Here is a 16,292-nt window from a genome sequence, read left to right on the forward strand (position 1 = left end):
AAATCAATGAGGGGGCATTATGGTACAAGCATTAGCAAAATCTATTTTGAAAGAAGCTGAGCAGGTTCAAGCTCAAGATATCTATATTTTGCCAAAGGAAGATCAGTATGAGTTATTGGTAAGGGTAGGAGACGAAAGGAGATTGGTGGATGTTTATCGGGGCGATCGGATGGCTCATCTTATTAGTCACTTTAAGTTCGTTGCAGGAATGACTGTCGGTGAGAAACGACGCTGTCAAGTCGGTTCTTGTGATTATGATATCGGTGAAGACACACTTTTGTCTCTACGCCTATCTAGTGTTGGAAATTACCGTGGACAAGAGAGTTTAGTGATTCGGTTACTGCATCATCGACAAAGAAGTTTACACTACTGGTTTGACGGACTGAAAACAGTCGCACGTCAGATTGGAGGCCGAGGGCTCTATCTTTTTGCAGGTCCAGTCGGATCAGGGAAAACAACTTTGATGCACCAATTGATTGCTGATTATTATCAGGGAGCACAGGTCATTAGCATAGAGGATCCGGTGGAAATCAAAAATCATCAAGCGCTCCAATTACAAGTTAATGATAGTATTGGCATGACTTACGACAACTTGATCAAACTATCTTTACGGCATCGCCCTGATATTTTAATCATTGGTGAAATTCGAGACAGCCAGACAGCTAGAGCGGTTATTAGAGCAAGTTTAACAGGTGCCTTAGTATTTTCAACAGTGCATGCCAAAAGCATTTCTGGTGTTTATGCCAGATTACTAGAACTAGGAGTGACAAGAGCAGAATTAGACAATTGTTTGGCTTTTGTTGCTTACCAACGATTGCTTAATGGAGGGGCATTAATTGACTCAACTCAAACAGAATTTGAACACTACTCACCAAACCAATGGAATCAACAAATTGATGACCTTCTTGCAGCGGGACATCTCAGTCCGAAGCAAGCAAGGATCGAAAAAATTATCCAGTAAGGAACGATACAAACTAATTCAGCTATTAGCTAACCTTTTGTTAACAGGATTTAACCTGACGGAGATAATAGCTTTCTTAACAAAAAGTCATCTGATTCCCGAGCCCTATGTTCTTCGTATGGAAGAAGCACTCTTAAAAGGTCGAGGGCTGGCAGATATGTTAGCTGGGATAGGTTTTTCGGATGCTATTTTAACTCAAATTAGTTTAGCAGATGGTCACGGGAACATTGAGACGACGCTTGTTAATATTCAGGGCTATCTCAACCAAATGGCTAAACTTAAACGAAAAACCATTGAAGTCGTCACCTATCCGATTATTCTTCTGGTATTTCTTTTTGTAATGATGTTAGGGTTAAGGCATTATGTTATGCCTCACTTAGAAGCTCAAAATCAGCTTACTATTTTTCTCACTCATTTTCCAGCTATTTTCTTTGGTATTATCCTTTTTATCGGTGTACTGTTAGGAGGAATTTGGCTGCATTGGCGATCGCAAAGTCACCTCAAGCTTTTTACTCACCTCAGTGCTTATCCTGTTTTAGGGAAACTCTTACAACAGTATCTGACGGCTTATTATGCTAGAGAATGGGGAACATTGATTGGACAGGGACTTGAATTACCAGTCATTCTGGATATTATGACCATGGAGAAATCTTTATTTATGCAAGAATTGGCTGAAGATATTCGAGTTAGTTTACTGGCAGGACAAGCTTTTCATGATAAGGTAGCTACCTATCCTTTCTTTAAAAAAGAGTTAAGTTTGATGATTACTTATGGAGAGATTAAATCCAAGTTAGGAAGTGAACTAGAGATTTATGCTCAAGAGAGTTGGGCTCAGTTTTTTAGCCAACTTCATCAAGCAACTCAGTTTATTCAACCGATTATCTTTTTAGTGATTGCTCTGACGATTGTCATGATTTATGCAGCAATTTTATTACCAATTTATCAAAATATGGGAGGCGTTTTATAAAATGAAAAACCAATGGAAACCATTACGGCAATACCAACTACAAGCTTTCACACTTCTAGAAATGTTGCTGGTGATTTTAGTCATCAGTGTCTTAATGCTCTTATTTGTACCTAATTTAAGCAAACAAAAAGATAGGGTTACCGAAACAGGAAATGCTGCTGTTGTCAAATTAGTGGAGAATCAAGCAGAGTTGTATGAATTATCGCAAGGATCAAAACCAAGTTTACAACAGTTGAAGAACGATGGCAGTATTACAGATAAACAGGTAAAAGCTTACACAGACTATTACGAAAAACATACCAATGAAAAGTCCAGTCTTAAACCTTAAAGCTTATACGCTGCTTGAAAGCTTATTAACGCTATCAGTAACAAGTTTTATTGTCTTGGGGTTATCTGTGCCTGTGACAAGTAGTTATCGAAGGGTTCAGGAACAGCTTTTTTTCACTCGTTTTGAGCACTTTTATCGTCACCAACAAAAGTTGGCTATTTTGGAACATGATCAACGAGTTTTGACAATTTCTTCGAAACAAATGCTAGCGGCAGAGGAGTGGTTAACAATACCTGAGTCGATAAGGGTTAAGAATAGTCAGCAATTGGTTATTGATCAAATGGGAGGAAATCATTCTTTAGCAAAGATAATATTCGAGACGACTGATCAACGGGTAACTTATCAATTTTATCTAGGGAGTGGAAATTATCAAAAAACAAGTCAAAGCTTACATCGCTCTTGAGAGTGTCATGGCAACAGGCCTCCTCGTGGCTATTGTCATACTGGTTCTAACAAGTTTGAAGCAAAGTCAGACAAGGTTGACATATTATCGCAGCCAACAAGAAAAGCTCAACCTAGCTCTGATGGCGGTACAAACTGGTCAAGCATCTCTCAATATGAATGATTGTCGTCTGACGGTTTCACGCACAGAAAAAACACTTATCGTTAGGGATCAGGAAGGAGAGGTTATTAGAATTGAAAAAAAGGACAGGTAGGGTCCAAGCATTTACTTTTTTAGAGGCTTTGATTGCCTTGCTGGTGATATCAGGTTCTCTTCTAGTGTATCAAGGGTTGACCAAAACACTCCTTAGCCACAGTCGCTACCTTACCAACCATGATCAAGACCATTGGCTTTTATTCTCCCAGCAGCTACGAGAAGAGTTAAGTGGAGTGCGATTTCACAAAGTAGAAAACAATAAATTATATATTGAAAAAGGCAAGAAAAAACTAGTTTTAGGACAATTTAAAAGCCATGACTTTCGAAAATCGGCAGGCAATGGACAAGGTTATCAACCCATGCTGTTTGGTCTGTCTCATAGTCATATACAAGCAGAACAGTCTCGTATTCGTATTACCCTTCACTGGAAAAGTGGACTAGAAAGGACCTTCTACTATGCGTTTCAAGACCAACCTTAAAGCAGGGATACTGTTGTATACCATGTTTATGGCTTGTGTTTTTATGTTGGTTTTGCAGGTCTATCTTTATCAAATCTCTTATTGTCATAAAGAATACCAAGCTCAGACAGCCTATGTGAGAGCAAGGTTAATGGCAGAAATGGTTTATCAGACGCAAAATCAAGACGTTGAGCGCGTTGTCTTTGAAGGAGGAGTGGTTACGTCACGTTTTAATAAGAATCAACACGTAATGACTGTCACTCTTGGTCGAAAAAAGCACTACCAATTTTACTACCCGAGAAATACTAAACAGCCATCCAAGGAGAATGCGAGTCGAGGCATCCTATTATCAGACGGGACTCTTTCTCCATAAACTTAGGGGATTTAAGATCAGGATTCCTTTTCATTTAAGGTGTAATCTGATATGATAGGTATATGAATTTTGAAAAAATTGAAGAAGCCTATCAGTTACTTTTAGAGAATAGTCAACTGATTGAAAACGATCTAAAAACACATATTTATGATGCCATCGTTGAGCAAAACTCTTTTTATTTAGGTGCTGAGGGAGCTAGTCCTCAAGTTGCCCAGAACATTAACAAACTGAAAGCCTTACACCTGACTAAAGAAGAATGGCGTAGAGCTTACCAGTTTATTTTTATTAAGGCAGCTCAGACTGAGCAGCTCCAAGCAAACCATCAGTTCACGCCAGATGCTATTGGTTTCATTCTGCTGTATCTTTTGGAACAATTGAGTGACAAAGATAGCCTAGAAGTCCTTGAAATTGGCAGTGGTACGGGAAATCTAGCACAAACTCTCCTCAATAATACGAGTAAGAAACTTGATTATGTAGGGATTGAACTTGATGACCTCTTAATTGATTTATCAGCAAGTATTGCTGAAGTAATGGACTCTTCAGCTCGTTTTATTCAAGAAGATGCGGTAAGACCGCAATTGTTAAAAGAAAGCGACGTTGTTATCAGTGACTTGCCAGTGGGTTATTATCCTAATGATGACATTGCTAAGCGCTATAAGGTAGCTAGTTCTGAGGAACACACCTATGCTCATCATTTACTCATGGAACAATCTTTAAAGTATTTGAAAAAAGATGGTTTTGCCATTTTCTTGGCACCTGTCAATTTGTTAACAAGCTCTCAGAGCCAATTGTTGAAAAATTGGTTAACTGGCTATGCCCAGGTAGTGGCCTTGATTACTCTACCAGATTCTATATTTGGTCATCCCTCAAATGCTAAGTCCATTATTGTCTTGCAAAAGCAGACAGACCATCCGACGGAAACCTTTGTTTATCCTATTCGAGACTTGAAACTTGCAGAGAATATTCATGACTTTATGCAAAATTTCAAAAAATGGAAACAGGATAATGTCAATTAACTGATTTTTTGTTATAATAAAATAGCATCACAGAAAACGATTTCAAGAGAGGTTAAAAATGTCAAAGACAATTGCAATTAATGCAGGTAGTTCTAGTTTAAAATGGCAACTTTATCAGATGCCAGAAGAAGAAGTGTTAGCACAAGGAATCATTGAGCGTATTGGTCTCAAAGACTCTATCTCAACTGTTAAGTACGATGGTAAAAAAGAAGAGCAAATTCTTGATATTCACGATCATACCGAAGCCGTTAAAATCTTGTTGAATGATTTGATTCATTTTGGTATTATCGCTGCTTATGATGAAATTACAGGTGTTGGTCACCGCATCGTCGCAGGTGGTGAATATTTTAAAGAATCAGTTGTTGTCGACGATACTGTTGTCGAACAAGTTGAAGAATTATCAGCCTTAGCTCCACTTCACAATCCTGGAGCGGCGGCAGGGATTCGTGCCTTCCGTGATATTTTGCCAGATATTACCAGTGTTTGTGTGTTTGACACATCATTCCACACCAGCATGGCAAAACATACTTACCTTTACCCAATCCCTCAAAAATATTATACGGATTATAAAGTTCGTAAATATGGAGCTCATGGGACAAGTCATAAATATGTGGCAGAAGAAGCTGCAAAAATGCTTGGTCGTCCATTAGAAGAATTAAAACTAATTACTGCTCATATTGGAAATGGTGTCTCAATTACAGCTAATTACCACGGTAAATCAGTTGATACCTCAATGGGATTCACTCCATTAGCTGGTCCTATGATGGGAACACGTTCTGGTGACATTGACCCAGCTATCATTCCTTATTTAATTGAGCAAGACCCAGAGTTAAAAGACGCTGCTGACGTTGTTAATATGTTAAACAAAAAATCAGGTCTTGGAGGAGTATCAGGTATTTCCAGCGATATGCGTGATATCGAGGCTGGCCTACAAGAAAACAATCCAGATGCTGTTTTAGCTTACAATATTTTCATTGATCGCATTAAAAAATTCATCGGTCAATACTTTGCTGTTTTGAATGGGGCAGATGCTTTGGTCTTTACAGCTGGTATGGGTGAGAATGCACCGTTGATGCGTCAAGATGTTATTGGTGGCTTAACGTGGTTCGGAATGGACATTGATCCTGAGAAAAATGTTTTCGGATACCGTGGTGACATTTCAACTCCTGAGTCAAAAGTGAAGGTGCTTGTTATCTCCACAGACGAAGAATTGTGTATTGCGCGTGACGTTGAACGTTTAAAAAATACAAAATAAAAGAGACTAAGTCTCAATAGATTAACCAAGTAAGGTAAAGTCATTGCTTTCCCTACTTGGTTTTTTGATAGTCTTCAAATGATTTCCCGTTGCTGTTATCATTACAGCCAAGTAGTGAGGAAAGATATCTAAGGTGGTACATTGAGAGGGAAATCTGATAAAAAGAACTACGGTTCCAGACAATTAGAAGTTGATTTTCAGTAACACTATTTTAAAATGACAAATAAGCGAGAAAAGTATTGACAAAAAATGTAAAGGAAACTATACTATAAATGTAAAGTTAACTTGACATAATTTTTGGAGGATGATATGGATAATCGTATTCAGGAACTCCGTAAAGCTAGACATATTAGCCAAGCAGAACTAGCGGATGCTATGAGTGTGACAAGGCAGACGATTATTTCTTTGGAAAAAGGTAGATATAATGCTTCTCTTGAGTTAGCTTATAAACTTGCTATTTTTTTTCAACTAAGCATAGAAGAAATTTTCTTGTTTGATCAAGAAGAGAGTGATTAGCGGTGGAGCGAAAAAACAAGGAGAGTTTTATTAGTTACTATATTTGGGGAATGTTTTCCAGTAGTCTAGCTATTTATTTTAGAAAATGCATAAGGAAATTAGGTTGACAACGGGATATGTTACTAAGTTAAAAACAATATTTGCTAGCTCTGATAGTGATAGTATTGGAACAGCTGCTAACCTTATGGATTAGGAAAGGACAGCCTTTTGGACAGGTTCTCATCATCACAGGTATTTTGTTACTAATCGCAACAGTTGTTTTTTATTTTGGGAAAAAGCTTGGTTTGTTAGGCAATAAAAGGGTTTCTGAGGATGAGTATCGTTGGCTATGGATTGGGTTAGGACTTGTTTCCTTATTTGCTGTTCAGATTATCGGTAAAATGATTTTAGTCATTGAGAAAGGCCAACAGGCTAATACAGTGAATCAATCGGCGATTCTTGGGGTGGGAATGCATCCGATTCTTCTGGTAACTTTGGTAGGACTTGTGGCTCCTATTGTTGAGGAAATTGTTTTTCGTGGTTTACTATATGATAAATCATTTGGACCTTCCTATATAGGTCTGATGTTTAGCAGTTTCATGTTTGGTCTTATTCATGTGCCCACTGATTTTGGAAGCTGGATTATTTATGTTGGTATGGGGCTTATTTTGGGGCTTGTGTATCGAAAAACACAAAAATTAGAACACGTCATGTTGATTCACTTTTTGAATAACGGCATAGCCCTGATATTGATTACTTTTGTGACAAAGATGATTTCTTAAAATAAGGAGATTGAGGTATGAAAAAGGAACCTTCACTTAAACAAAAATGCCAGTATTGGGAAAAGGTCTATACTCGAATTGGCCATGTATTGGTTGCTTTAGGCTTTTTATCCGCGACTTGGGGTCTTTGGTTAATGACACGTGGAAATATGAGACAGGGAACTCTGTTCTTCTTCTTTGCCCCTTTGTTTTTGATTGCTTCAACTTTTTTCTTTTATGTGTTTACAGAACCTACTGATTTAAAAAACTATTTGGTGGCTCTACATGATGAGCGTAACCGTGCCATTCGAAAACAGACACAGGTTTACTGCTTTTACGTAATCATTAATCTTTTTATTGCTTTATACTTTTTCTTCCCCCAATTAACTATTCGAGACCTTGTGTCGTATAAATTGCCTTTGATTTTGGCTTATCTTTATTTATTCCTTAGACATTGGGTTTCTAAAAAAATGTAACCCTATCTTGAACATTTTAAAGACGCGAAAACACCCCTGTTTGAGACTGCTTCAACTTCCTTGTTAGCTGTATTGTCTAACAAGAAGATGAGTTATCCTTGAACGGGGTATTTTGCTAAGTAGGGTGCTTGGTAGCACCTATTTTTGTAAATGTTTAGCCTTATCAATGGTTTTGTCAATGGCAGAGCTGACAGTGGCTGTGAGGCCGAGGCGTTCTAATTCCATCAGCCCAGCAATAGTCGTTCCTCCAGGACTGCAGATGGCGTCAATAAAGTCATTAGGACTTTGTTGACTGGCCAAAAGGTTATTGGCGCTCGCCAAAACAGTCTGGGTAATAATGTCAAGAGCTTTTGGTTTAGGAAGACCATTGTTAACCCCGGCTTTGGCCAAGGCCTCAATAAAGAGGTAAATGTAAGCTGGGCTTGATCCTGCTAGAGCAGTAAAGGTATCAAAGTCTTTTTCGTCAATGATAAAAGTGCTGCCAAAACTATCGGTTAGCTCCTGCACGCTTGCTTGTAATTCCTTGGAGACCAAAGCATTTCCAGTAAGGGCAGTGCTACTTTGGAGAATTTGAGCATTCATGTTTGGCATAATACGTAGTAAAGGGAGGTCTTCCCCTACTAAGGTTGCTAGGTCTTGGAGCGAAATACCAGCGGCCATAGAGATAATAGGCTGTCTAAAATGGAGTGGGTGGAGAACAGCGTTAAACAGCTGAGGTTTAATGCCTAAAATAACGAGATCTACTTGATCAATAAGCTCTTGATGAGATGAAGCGTAACTAAGTGATAACTGCTCTGCAATCTCTCTAGACCGTTCCAAGGAAGATCCAGAGATGATCAGTTCATGTGGTGTTTTTTTTAAGCCTGTAATCATAGCGCTAGCCATTTTGCCAACACCAATAATGCCAATTTTCATGTTGCAACTCCTTGTGAATAGTTGTGATACACCTGGTCTTCGACTGTTAATAACGTTTGATTAAGTCAACGGTTGAGCGATCAAGTTTTTTGACAATGGCTTGTAAGAAGGTTTGTGCTTCTACGAAATCATCCATAGCGTAGAGGGTTTGGTGAGAGTGAATGTAACGTGCACAGACCCCGATGGTAGTAGATGGAACGCCACTATTTTGAAGATGTGCTGCTCCTGCGTCGGTACCACCTTTACCACAATAGTATTGGAAACTTACGCCGGCTTCCTCAGCCGTTGTGAGTAAGAAGTCACGCATATCCTTGAGCATGACATGGCCTGGGTCGTAAAAGCGCAATAAGGTGCCCTCTCCGATTGTTCCAGGATTGCCATAAATATCGCCAGCAGGGGAGCAATCCACCGCAAAGAATAATTCAGGGTCGAACTTGGTGGTTGACACGTGGGCTCCGCGCAGGCCAACTTCTTCCTGAACATTTGCTCCTGCAATGAGGGTATTGTTAAGGTCTTGTCTTTTTAGAGCTTCAAGCATTTCTGTTACCATGAGGACGCCATAGCGATTATCCCAAGCTTTTGAAATGATGTTTTTTTGATTAGCTGTTAGGATAGTTTCAGATTGAGGGACGATGATATCTCCCGGTGTAATACCAAAGCTTTCAGCTTCTGCCTTATCTGTAAAACCACCATCAAACACAATATCTTCGATATTTGGTAGACTAGCAGAGCCATTTGCCCCACGTAAAAAATGAGGAGGTACTGATCCTGAGATCAGTGGGATAGCCTGTCCAGTACGGGTGTAGAGAGTAAACCGTTGTGAACTGACAACAAGTGGGTTCCAGCCACCGATACCAACCACGCGCAGTGTGCCGTCAGCTTTGATGTCACTCACCATAAACCCGACTTCATCCATATGAGCAGCCACTAAAATACGGGGTGCTTGGTCAGCTTTACTATCTCTAATACCAAAAATGCCCCCGAGGCCATCTGTTTCAACACGGTCAACCAGTGGGGTTATTTTTGTACGGAGATAATCGCGGACACTGTGCTCATAGCCGGCAATGCCATCTAATTCTGTCACTTCTTTGATTTTTGAAAATAAGTCTGTCATCTGTTACTCCATTAATAAGGGTTTAGACAAGTCTATGCTTGTCGTCTATCTTATATTCTACCACTTTTTAGGTAAGAATGGATGATCATTTCAAGGATGGAGACTGGAGAAAAAATAATCAGAAAGCTCACAGTAAGGGGAAATGATGTTAACACTAAGCAAAAATCCTAGAGATTAAAACTCTCTAGGATTTCTATGAAGGGGAGATACCTTTTTGCCATAAGCTGTTTTTTTAGGAAGCAAGGTAATTATCAAAATGATAAAGCAAAGGCTGGTCAGTAAGAATAGTAGGGCGCTTACGATGCGAAAAGACTCTCCACTGGCGAAAAGTAAGGATAATGGGGTCATAAAGTAACCTTCCATCTTCTATCAATTAATTTTTGCGGTATAGTTAATAAATAAATAAACTATACTTAATCATTATAAATTAAGTTTAATTGCTTTTGTATTCTTTGTCAAGTCTTAAAGAGATAAAAATATTATTTTTCCTTGTAGCTTAGCCTCTCTTTTTGAATTTGGGCTAGCCCATTTAAACTATTTTGTGATAAAATGAAAAGTATGAACAAAAAGCAAACAGGTATCATTTCAGGCCTCTTGGGGGCAGGGCTTGTCCTAGGTCTTGGATTAATGATAAATGACTATTATCAAGAAAAAGAACGTCAGCACATCACAAGGGACTTGCGTGCCTTTTTTTCAAACTTGGGACACATTGACGTTTTATATGTAACCCCTAAATTGCCTAGAGTAGCTCAGGTTTCAGGTGGCGTGGTCATGGCAGATGGTAGACACTACACGTACACTTATGATAGAGGACAGATTAGCGTTGAGGAGGAACGAATATGATTGTGCCAAGCACTTATGAGGAACTAGTAGGATTGATTGAAAATGAAGGTAAACTGGTTTTGTTTTTCACAGCTGATTGGTGTCCAGATTGCCAATTTATCTATCCTGTGATGCCAGATATTGAGGCAGAACATACCAATATGACCTTTGTGCGCGTTAACCGAGACCAGTTTATGGAAGTGGCACAAAAGTGGGATATTTTTGGTATTCCTAGTTTTGTCGTGATTGAAAAAGGTCAGGAAGTAGGGCGTCTGGTTAACAAAATGAGAAAAACCAAGGCTGAGATTACTCATTTTTTAGCGGCTTACGATTAATAGAAAAGGAAGAATGACATGATTTTTGCATACAATAAAGAGCAAGTTGGCGACGTGTTGATGGTAATCTCACAAGAGACAACAACTATGAAACGTCAAGTGGAACGTAGAGGGAAAGTGGCTCGTGTTTTTGCAGAGGAAAACGGCAAAACCCTTGCTTGGAATATCTTTGACGCGTCGAGTTTAGTTACCCTTACTGGTAATGGGCAAGTCTTTTTAACTGATGAAGATGTGGCTACTTTAAATGATGAATTGGCTAAAGAAGGATTTTCAGAAAGACTTGAACCGACTGCGGGACCTGTTTTTGTCGTTGGTCAAATCGTTGAGATGGTGGCTCATCCAGATAGCGACCATTTGAATATTTGCCAAGTGGCTATTGGTGAGAATCAAACGGTTCAAATCGTAGCGGGCGCACCAAATGCTGCACTTGGTTTAAAAACGATTGTTGCCCTACCAGGTGCTATGATGCCAAGTGGGAGTTTGATTTTCCCAGGGAAACTGCGCGGCGAAGAAAGTTATGGCATGATGTGCTCTCCTCGTGAGTTGGCCTTGCCAAATGCACCACAAAAACGTGGCATTATTGAACTTGATGAGTCAGCTGTAGTAGGGGAAGCTTTTGACCCAGCTAAACATTGGAAAGGTTAAATGAATCAGCTGAGCAATAATGACAGAAAGTCGTTGTCATCAATGATTAGTTTTAGAAGCACAAAAATAAGTCTAGGAAAACCAGCCTTATCATTAGTCTTTAATGATTAATGAGTAAGATTGGATTTTCTTAGACTTTTTAGTTAAAGCTAGTTTTGTTCTTTTTTAGGATTAAGTGTTGTAAAAAAGCAATGTCTTTATAGGGTTTTAGGTCACAAATAGCCAATTCCATCTCAAGCAAGTTTTCTCGCCATCCTTCAGTCGTTTTAAAAGCATTTGGTTGCAATTCGTAGACGGTTCTGATGCCGTAGTAATGCTGCAGGGGTAGTTGTGTTTTTGACAAGAGGTCTTCAATGCTAAAGGTTTGTCCATCAGAAAAAGATAGACTTTCAAAAGCATCTCCATTTAGCAACTGCATGGCTTTTTGGCAGTCATTTTCAAAGACAACAGAATGAAGAACCTTTCCAACGTGATTGTGCTTAATCAGGGACAATGTTCCACCTTGTTTTAAGATGCGTTCAAATTCCTTTAGGTAAACAGGATGGTCTTCGGGGCTAATATATTCTAGGACATTATGGCAAATAATCAGATCGAAGGTGTTATCAGCATAGTGGTGAAGACTTTCAAGAGAACCGTTTATTTTAGTAATAGTGTCCTGGGTATGTGCAAAAAGTAAATCAGAATTTGGTTCAATAGCGATGACCTGATTGTTGGCAGCTAGATGTTCGGCAGTCAGACAAAAACCTGCTCCAAAGTCCAATACGTGCTGATTCTGATGATGGCCTAGTTGCGCAAAAATAATATCGTACATTAACCGACTCCATGGTTGTTGTAACATGTCTTTATAAGCTTCAAGATTAGCAGTCATTAGCAGTTCTTTTCTTTAGTTTAAGATATTATTTATTTTACCATAGTTTTTACGAATAATAAGGTAAGGAGGTTGATATGTATAATAAAGTGATTATGATCGGTCGTTTGGTGGCTAAACCAGAATTGGTAAAAACAGCTACCGATAAGCATGTAGCACGTCTCTCTTTGGCTGTTAATCGAAGATTTAAAAATGCTTCAGGAGAGCGAGAAGCAGATTTTATTTCTGTTGTTGTTTGGGGAAAGTTAGCAGAAACCTTAGTTTCTTATGCTAGCAAAGGTAGTTTGATGTCTATTGACGGTGAACTTAGAACCCGCAAATATGATAAAGATGGGCAAGTGCATTATGTGACAGAAGTGCTATGCCAGTCTTTTCAGTTATTAGAAAGTCGTGCTCAGCGTGCGATGCGAGAAAATAATGTCGCCAATGACTTGGTAGATCTGGTTCTAGAAGAGGAGGAGTTGCCTTTTTAAGCAGGTGTAGTTAATCCTTTAGAGGTGTAATATTATTTGAAAAGGTCTCTTTTTTACGAGTTGAATGCTCTAAAAATATTTCTGAGTCAGCTCTTTTTATCAATTGTTAGAATATTACCAAGAAACCGAAAATTCCATAAATAACAAAAAATAAGTTAAAAAGTCTTGACAGTGTTTAAAAAAAGGGTTAGAATGTTAAACAATTAAGACGAAAGAAAACAGGAGGTGCTGATATGGTATCAAATAGCACAACTCATACGATGACTAAGCGTTATTACTATAGCTTCTTTAGATAGTGTTTGTAGACATGGGAAACATGGGTACAAACACGGTAAACGTTACGTTTGTATCTATGAGGCTATGGCTGTTTGAGTTGTTTGTCCGCATAGATGATATATCTAAGTGGACACCATACAGCGCGTATTTTGTTATACCATTGCACGTGTATAAGACCATTTAGGTAATTCTAAATGGTCTTATTTTTATGCAATAAAGAAAGAGGAAATAACATGGGATTTAAAAAAGCATCACTCATCGCCTTTATAAGCTTGGCAACTTTATCACTGGCTGCTTGTCGCAAGGAGGCAGGGCAGGCCCATCAATCAGCTAAGGTCGGCATTATTCAATATGCAGAACACTCTGCTTTAAATGCTGCGCGTGAAGGATTTATTGAAGCCTTGGCAGAAGGAGGTTTCAAGGAAGGCAAAACGCTGACAGTGACAACTCGAAATGCTCAAGGGGATCAAGCAAACCTCCAAACCATGGTAGAACAGTTAGCTGGTAAAAATGACTTGAATTTTGCCATTGCTACACCAGCTGCTCAGGCTTTGTTAAATAGCGATCAAGAGACGCCAGCTGTTTTCACGGCAGTAACGGATCCTGTTTCAGCAGGCCTAGTGGATTCTTTGGCTAAGCCAGGTGGGAATATGACAGGATCAATTGATGCCACAGATGTAGCTGGGCAAATTGATTTATTGACAAAGGCTTTGCCACAAGCTAAAACCGTTGGTATTTTTTACAATTCAAGCGAGGTGAATTCTGAAGTACAGGCCAAAGCAGCTAAGAAAGCTCTGGAGAAAAAGGGGCTCAAGGTTCTTGTTAAGACGGTTACCACAACTAATGATGTGCAACAAGTCATGACGAGCTTAGCTAATCAAGTAGATGCCGTTTACCTACCGACAGATAATACTGTAGCTTCTACAGCCAGCACTATCGGTGATATTCTGAAAGAAGCCAAGGTGCCTTCTATGGGAAGCGACGATTCTTACCTATCAGCTGTTCTGTTTACATCAGGAGTAGACTACAAAGCTATTGGGAAGCAAGCCGGCAAAGAAGCGGTAGCTATTCTAAAAGGGAAAAGTCCAGCAACTATTAAGGTAGCGAAACCTGAAAAGGCTAAAATTGCCGTTAATGACGACATGGCAAAAGCATTGGGGATGGATTCCCAAGCCATCAAAGCACTTGGGAAATAGAATCAGTTTTAAACAGATAGGAGAAGAGGATGAAAAAAGTTTATTATCTCGTCATCATGGCATTAGCGACGCTAACACTAGCTGCTTGCCGGTCTACTAAAGACCAAGTGGCTAACCAGAAGGATATTCACGTAGGTATTTTGCAGTATATGGAGCATGATTCCTTGTCTTCAGCCCGTAAGGGATTTGAGGCGGAGTTAGAGGCTGAGGGCTATAAAAAAGGTAAAAACCTGACGTTAGATTACCAAAATGCTCAAGGTGACCAGTCCAACCTACAGACTATTTCAGAACAATTGATTTCTAAAAATGATTTGATTTTGGCTATCGCAACCCCTGCTGCCCAGTCTTTGGCAACTGTATCAACAGAAACACCAGTTGTTTTTACGGCAGTAACAGATGCCCTATCAGCTGATTTAGTGGACAGTATTAAAAAACCTGGAGGCTTGATAACAGGAACAAGCGACCAGGCACCAATAGACAAGCAAATTGACTTGCTTGGTCAGGCCCTTCCCGAGGCTAAAAGAATTGGAATATTATACACTACTAGCGAACGTAACTCAGAAGTTCAGGTGAATGAAGCTGAAAAACTCATGACCAAGGCGGGCTATCAGGTTGTCAAAAAAGGCATTTCTAGTTCCAATGATGTGCAAGATGCGGCTAACAGCTTGATGAAAGATGTAGATGCTATTTTTGTTCCAACAGATAATACGGTTGCCTCAACCATGACCATGTTGGGAGAACTGTCTATTGCCAATCAAGTTCCCATTATCGGTGGGTCAACAGATATGGTAGATGCTGGAGGCTTGCTAACCTACGGTACTAACTACGAGAGTCTTGGAAAACAAGTTGGGAAAATGGCAGTCAAAATTTTAAAAGGGGAAAAGCCAGCTAATCTCGCCGTTGAACACCCTAAAACAGTTGAATTGCACATTAATCAAGAGATGGCTAAAGCCCTCAATATTGATGTGTCACAATTAACAGCAGATTAAGAAAGCTATTACCATTAGATAAATTTATAAAGGAGAAAACATGTCACTCGTTTTATCAAGCTTGTCTCAAGGTTTACTGTGGTCTATCATGGCTATTGGTGTTTACCTCACTTTCCGTATTTTGGATATTGCGGATTTGACGGCTGAGGGTTCTTATCCTCTGGGCGCAGCTATTTGTGCGACAGGTATCGTCTCAGGCTTAAACCCTCTGTTAGCAACCATGCTCGCTTTTGGAGGTGGCCTATTAGCAGGATTGGTGTCAGGACTTATTCATACCAAATTAAAAATTCCAGCTCTGTTAACAGGGATTGTCACTTTGACAGGACTTTATTCCATAAATCTCAAGGTTTTAGGCAAGGCCAATGTGGCCCTTCTTCGACAAAAAACCTTGGTAACGCAACTTTACGATATGGGATTTACTAAGATTGCGGCGGTGATGATTATTGGTGCTCTCTTTGCAGTAGTGGTGATTGCTCTCTTAACCCTTTTGATGAAAACCCAAATTGGTTTGGCGCTGCGCTCCACAGGGGATAATATTCCTATGAGTGAATCAAACGGCATTAAGACAGAACACATGAAAATGCTTGGCTACATGGTGTCCAATGGTTTAATTGCTTTGTGTGGTGCTCTTCTTTGTCAAAATAATGGCTACGCCGATTTAAATGCAGGGGTAGGAACGATTGTTATAGGTCTAGCTTCTATTATCATTGCCGAAGTCATGATTCGCAATTTGAGCATTGGTTGGCGCTTAGCTTCCATTGTCTTGGGATCAATCGTTTACCGTTTGATTATCTTGGCTATTCTAGCTATTCCAGGCATGGATGCCGATCTAGTAAAACTTTTCTCAGCTATTTTGCTAGCAACCGTGCTATTTGTCCCAGAATTGCAAAAGAAATTGAACATTCGTAAACCCAAATTAGGATAGGAGAAGTTTGAAAAAAATAAAAGCTAATTGATTTATTGTTTATCCT

22 protein-coding genes are annotated in these 16,292 nt (G+C 39.4%); 19 read left to right on the forward strand and 3 right to left on the reverse strand.

Annotated features, from left to right (window positions below; translation table 11 throughout):
* The first annotated feature begins 19 nt into the window (after positions 1-19).
* From comGA to DYD17_RS11025, 12 genes are all read left to right on the forward strand, one after another.
* On the forward strand, positions 20-961 hold the full coding sequence (gene comGA, locus DYD17_RS00795) for a competence type IV pilus ATPase ComGA (RefSeq protein ID WP_003049251.1): 942 nt from the start codon (positions 20-22) through the stop codon (positions 959-961).
* Entirely contained in the window at positions 897-1,928 is a 1,032-nt protein-coding gene (gene comGB, locus DYD17_RS00800) for a competence type IV pilus assembly protein ComGB (RefSeq protein ID WP_003049254.1), read from the forward strand. The genes comGA and comGB overlap by 65 nt, the downstream gene beginning before the upstream one ends.
* A 1-nt stretch (position 1,929) precedes the next feature.
* On the forward strand, positions 1,930-2,256 hold the full coding sequence (gene comGC, locus DYD17_RS00805; protein WP_115246891.1) for a competence type IV pilus major pilin ComGC: 327 nt from the start codon (positions 1,930-1,932) through the stop codon (positions 2,254-2,256).
* Positions 2,231-2,659: a competence type IV pilus minor pilin ComGD gene (comGD, locus tag DYD17_RS00810; protein WP_115252504.1), complete on the forward strand. Its 429-nt coding sequence runs from the start codon at positions 2,231-2,233 to the stop codon at positions 2,657-2,659. Before comGC ends, comGD begins: the two co-directional genes overlap by 26 nt.
* Positions 2,616-2,912: a competence type IV pilus minor pilin ComGE gene (gene comGE, locus DYD17_RS00815; RefSeq protein ID WP_003061797.1), complete on the forward strand. Its 297-nt coding sequence runs from the start codon at positions 2,616-2,618 to the stop codon at positions 2,910-2,912. Before comGD ends, comGE begins: the two co-directional genes overlap by 44 nt.
* The gene (comGF, locus tag DYD17_RS00820) at positions 2,893-3,333 is read left to right on the forward strand and encodes a competence type IV pilus minor pilin ComGF (RefSeq protein ID WP_003049266.1); all 441 of its coding nucleotides are present in this window, start codon (positions 2,893-2,895) and stop codon (positions 3,331-3,333) included. Before comGE ends, comGF begins: the two co-directional genes overlap by 20 nt.
* Before the next feature lie 22 nt (positions 3,334-3,355).
* A complete protein-coding gene (gene comGG, locus DYD17_RS00825; protein WP_255312519.1) occupies positions 3,356-3,685 on the forward strand; it encodes a competence type IV pilus minor pilin ComGG in 330 nt (109 codons plus the stop codon).
* A gap of 62 nt (positions 3,686-3,747) precedes the next feature.
* Complete coding sequence (locus DYD17_RS00830) at positions 3,748-4,701, forward strand: class I SAM-dependent methyltransferase (protein WP_115246884.1); 954 nt, start codon at positions 3,748-3,750, stop codon at positions 4,699-4,701.
* 58 nt (positions 4,702-4,759) lie between these two features.
* Complete coding sequence (locus tag DYD17_RS00835; protein WP_003049273.1) at positions 4,760-5,956, forward strand: acetate kinase; 1,197 nt, start codon at positions 4,760-4,762, stop codon at positions 5,954-5,956.
* Positions 5,957-6,265: 309 nt separating this feature from the next.
* Positions 6,266-6,472: a helix-turn-helix transcriptional regulator gene (locus tag DYD17_RS00840; protein ID WP_003049274.1), complete on the forward strand. Its 207-nt coding sequence runs from the start codon at positions 6,266-6,268 to the stop codon at positions 6,470-6,472.
* A gap of 155 nt (positions 6,473-6,627) precedes the next feature.
* Positions 6,628-7,233, forward strand: coding sequence for a CPBP family intramembrane glutamic endopeptidase (locus tag DYD17_RS00845; protein WP_236593264.1), 606 nt, complete (start codon positions 6,628-6,630; stop codon positions 7,231-7,233).
* Positions 7,234-7,250: 17 nt separating this feature from the next.
* Positions 7,251-7,688, forward strand: coding sequence for a hypothetical protein (locus DYD17_RS11025; protein WP_003049278.1), 438 nt, complete (start codon positions 7,251-7,253; stop codon positions 7,686-7,688).
* A gap of 138 nt (positions 7,689-7,826) precedes the next feature.
* On the opposite strand, the gene proC is transcribed toward DYD17_RS11025, so the two are convergent.
* On the reverse strand, positions 7,827-8,603 hold the full coding sequence (proC, locus tag DYD17_RS00855) for a pyrroline-5-carboxylate reductase (protein ID WP_003049280.1): 777 nt from the start codon (positions 8,601-8,603) through the stop codon (positions 7,827-7,829).
* 46 nt (positions 8,604-8,649) lie between these two features.
* Positions 8,650-9,717 carry a glutamyl aminopeptidase gene (gene pepA / locus DYD17_RS00860; RefSeq protein WP_003049281.1) on the reverse strand — a complete coding sequence of 356 codons (1,068 nt, stop codon included), beginning with the start codon at positions 9,715-9,717 and terminating at the stop codon, positions 8,650-8,652.
* 558 nt (positions 9,718-10,275) lie between these two features.
* Here pepA and DYD17_RS00870 point away from each other — a divergent pair.
* Genes DYD17_RS00870 through ytpR form a run of 3 tightly spaced genes read left to right on the forward strand, consistent with a single transcriptional unit; the run spans position 10,276 to position 11,519 of the window.
* Positions 10,276-10,560, forward strand: a complete 285-nt coding sequence (locus tag DYD17_RS00870) for a DUF4651 domain-containing protein (RefSeq protein WP_277997749.1) — start codon at positions 10,276-10,278, stop codon at positions 10,558-10,560.
* Complete coding sequence (locus DYD17_RS00875; protein WP_115252508.1) at positions 10,557-10,874, forward strand: thioredoxin family protein; 318 nt, start codon at positions 10,557-10,559, stop codon at positions 10,872-10,874. The genes DYD17_RS00870 and DYD17_RS00875 overlap by 4 nt, the downstream gene beginning before the upstream one ends.
* Before the next feature lie 18 nt (positions 10,875-10,892).
* Complete coding sequence (ytpR, locus tag DYD17_RS00880; protein ID WP_115252509.1) at positions 10,893-11,519, forward strand: YtpR family tRNA-binding protein; 627 nt, start codon at positions 10,893-10,895, stop codon at positions 11,517-11,519.
* Between the two features lie 139 nt (positions 11,520-11,658).
* Here ytpR and DYD17_RS00885 read toward each other — a convergent pair whose 3' ends face one another.
* A complete protein-coding gene (locus DYD17_RS00885; protein ID WP_115252510.1) occupies positions 11,659-12,387 on the reverse strand; it encodes a class I SAM-dependent methyltransferase in 729 nt (242 codons plus the stop codon).
* A gap of 77 nt (positions 12,388-12,464) precedes the next feature.
* On the opposite strand from DYD17_RS00885, the gene DYD17_RS00890 reads away from it, so the two are divergent.
* From DYD17_RS00890 to DYD17_RS00905, 4 genes are all read left to right on the forward strand, one after another.
* A complete protein-coding gene (locus DYD17_RS00890) occupies positions 12,465-12,860 on the forward strand; it encodes a single-stranded DNA-binding protein (protein WP_003060482.1) in 396 nt (131 codons plus the stop codon).
* Between the two features lie 509 nt (positions 12,861-13,369).
* On the forward strand, positions 13,370-14,332 hold the full coding sequence (locus tag DYD17_RS00895; RefSeq protein WP_115252511.1) for an ABC transporter substrate-binding protein: 963 nt from the start codon (positions 13,370-13,372) through the stop codon (positions 14,330-14,332).
* Positions 14,333-14,361: 29 nt separating this feature from the next.
* Positions 14,362-15,321: an ABC transporter substrate-binding protein gene (locus DYD17_RS00900; RefSeq protein ID WP_115252512.1), complete on the forward strand. Its 960-nt coding sequence runs from the start codon at positions 14,362-14,364 to the stop codon at positions 15,319-15,321.
* 40 nt (positions 15,322-15,361) lie between these two features.
* Positions 15,362-16,246 (forward strand): ABC transporter permease, encoded by an 885-nt coding sequence (locus DYD17_RS00905; RefSeq protein WP_003049302.1) that lies wholly within the window; start codon positions 15,362-15,364, stop codon positions 16,244-16,246.
* Positions 16,247-16,292: the final 46 nt, after the last annotated feature.

This window comes from Streptococcus dysgalactiae subsp. dysgalactiae, assembly GCF_900459225.1.
In the GTDB taxonomy this organism is placed as follows: Bacteria; Bacillota; Bacilli; order Lactobacillales; family Streptococcaceae; genus Streptococcus; species Streptococcus dysgalactiae.

Coding starts and splice junctions, on each gene's coding strand:
- proC (WP_003049280.1), bottom strand. CDS start 8,603: ATGAAAATTGGCATTATTGGTGTTGGCAAAATGGCTAGCGCTATGATT.
- DYD17_RS00875 (WP_115252508.1), top strand. CDS start 10,557: ATGATTGTGCCAAGCACTTATGAGGAACTAGTAGGATTGATTGAAAAT.
- comGD (WP_115252504.1), top strand. CDS start 2,231: ATGAAAAGTCCAGTCTTAAACCTTAAAGCTTATACGCTGCTTGAAAGC.
- DYD17_RS00905 (WP_003049302.1), top strand. CDS start 15,362: ATGTCACTCGTTTTATCAAGCTTGTCTCAAGGTTTACTGTGGTCTATC.
- comGG (WP_255312519.1), top strand. CDS start 3,356: ATGTTTATGGCTTGTGTTTTTATGTTGGTTTTGCAGGTCTATCTTTAT.
- DYD17_RS00830 (WP_115246884.1), top strand. CDS start 3,748: ATGAATTTTGAAAAAATTGAAGAAGCCTATCAGTTACTTTTAGAGAAT.
- DYD17_RS00895 (WP_115252511.1), top strand. CDS start 13,370: ATGGGATTTAAAAAAGCATCACTCATCGCCTTTATAAGCTTGGCAACT.
- DYD17_RS00835 (WP_003049273.1), top strand. CDS start 4,760: ATGTCAAAGACAATTGCAATTAATGCAGGTAGTTCTAGTTTAAAATGG.
- comGC (WP_115246891.1), top strand. CDS start 1,930: ATGAAAAACCAATGGAAACCATTACGGCAATACCAACTACAAGCTTTC.
- pepA (WP_003049281.1), bottom strand. CDS start 9,717: ATGACAGACTTATTTTCAAAAATCAAAGAAGTGACAGAATTAGATGGC.
- DYD17_RS00885 (WP_115252510.1), bottom strand. CDS start 12,387: ATGACTGCTAATCTTGAAGCTTATAAAGACATGTTACAACAACCATGG.
- DYD17_RS11025 (WP_003049278.1), top strand. CDS start 7,251: ATGAAAAAGGAACCTTCACTTAAACAAAAATGCCAGTATTGGGAAAAG.
- DYD17_RS00900 (WP_115252512.1), top strand. CDS start 14,362: ATGAAAAAAGTTTATTATCTCGTCATCATGGCATTAGCGACGCTAACA.
- ytpR (WP_115252509.1), top strand. CDS start 10,893: ATGATTTTTGCATACAATAAAGAGCAAGTTGGCGACGTGTTGATGGTA.
- DYD17_RS00890 (WP_003060482.1), top strand. CDS start 12,465: ATGTATAATAAAGTGATTATGATCGGTCGTTTGGTGGCTAAACCAGAA.
- DYD17_RS00840 (WP_003049274.1), top strand. CDS start 6,266: ATGGATAATCGTATTCAGGAACTCCGTAAAGCTAGACATATTAGCCAA.
- comGB (WP_003049254.1), top strand. CDS start 897: ATGACCTTCTTGCAGCGGGACATCTCAGTCCGAAGCAAGCAAGGATCG.
- comGA (WP_003049251.1), top strand. CDS start 20: ATGGTACAAGCATTAGCAAAATCTATTTTGAAAGAAGCTGAGCAGGTT.
- DYD17_RS00870 (WP_277997749.1), top strand. CDS start 10,276: ATGAACAAAAAGCAAACAGGTATCATTTCAGGCCTCTTGGGGGCAGGG.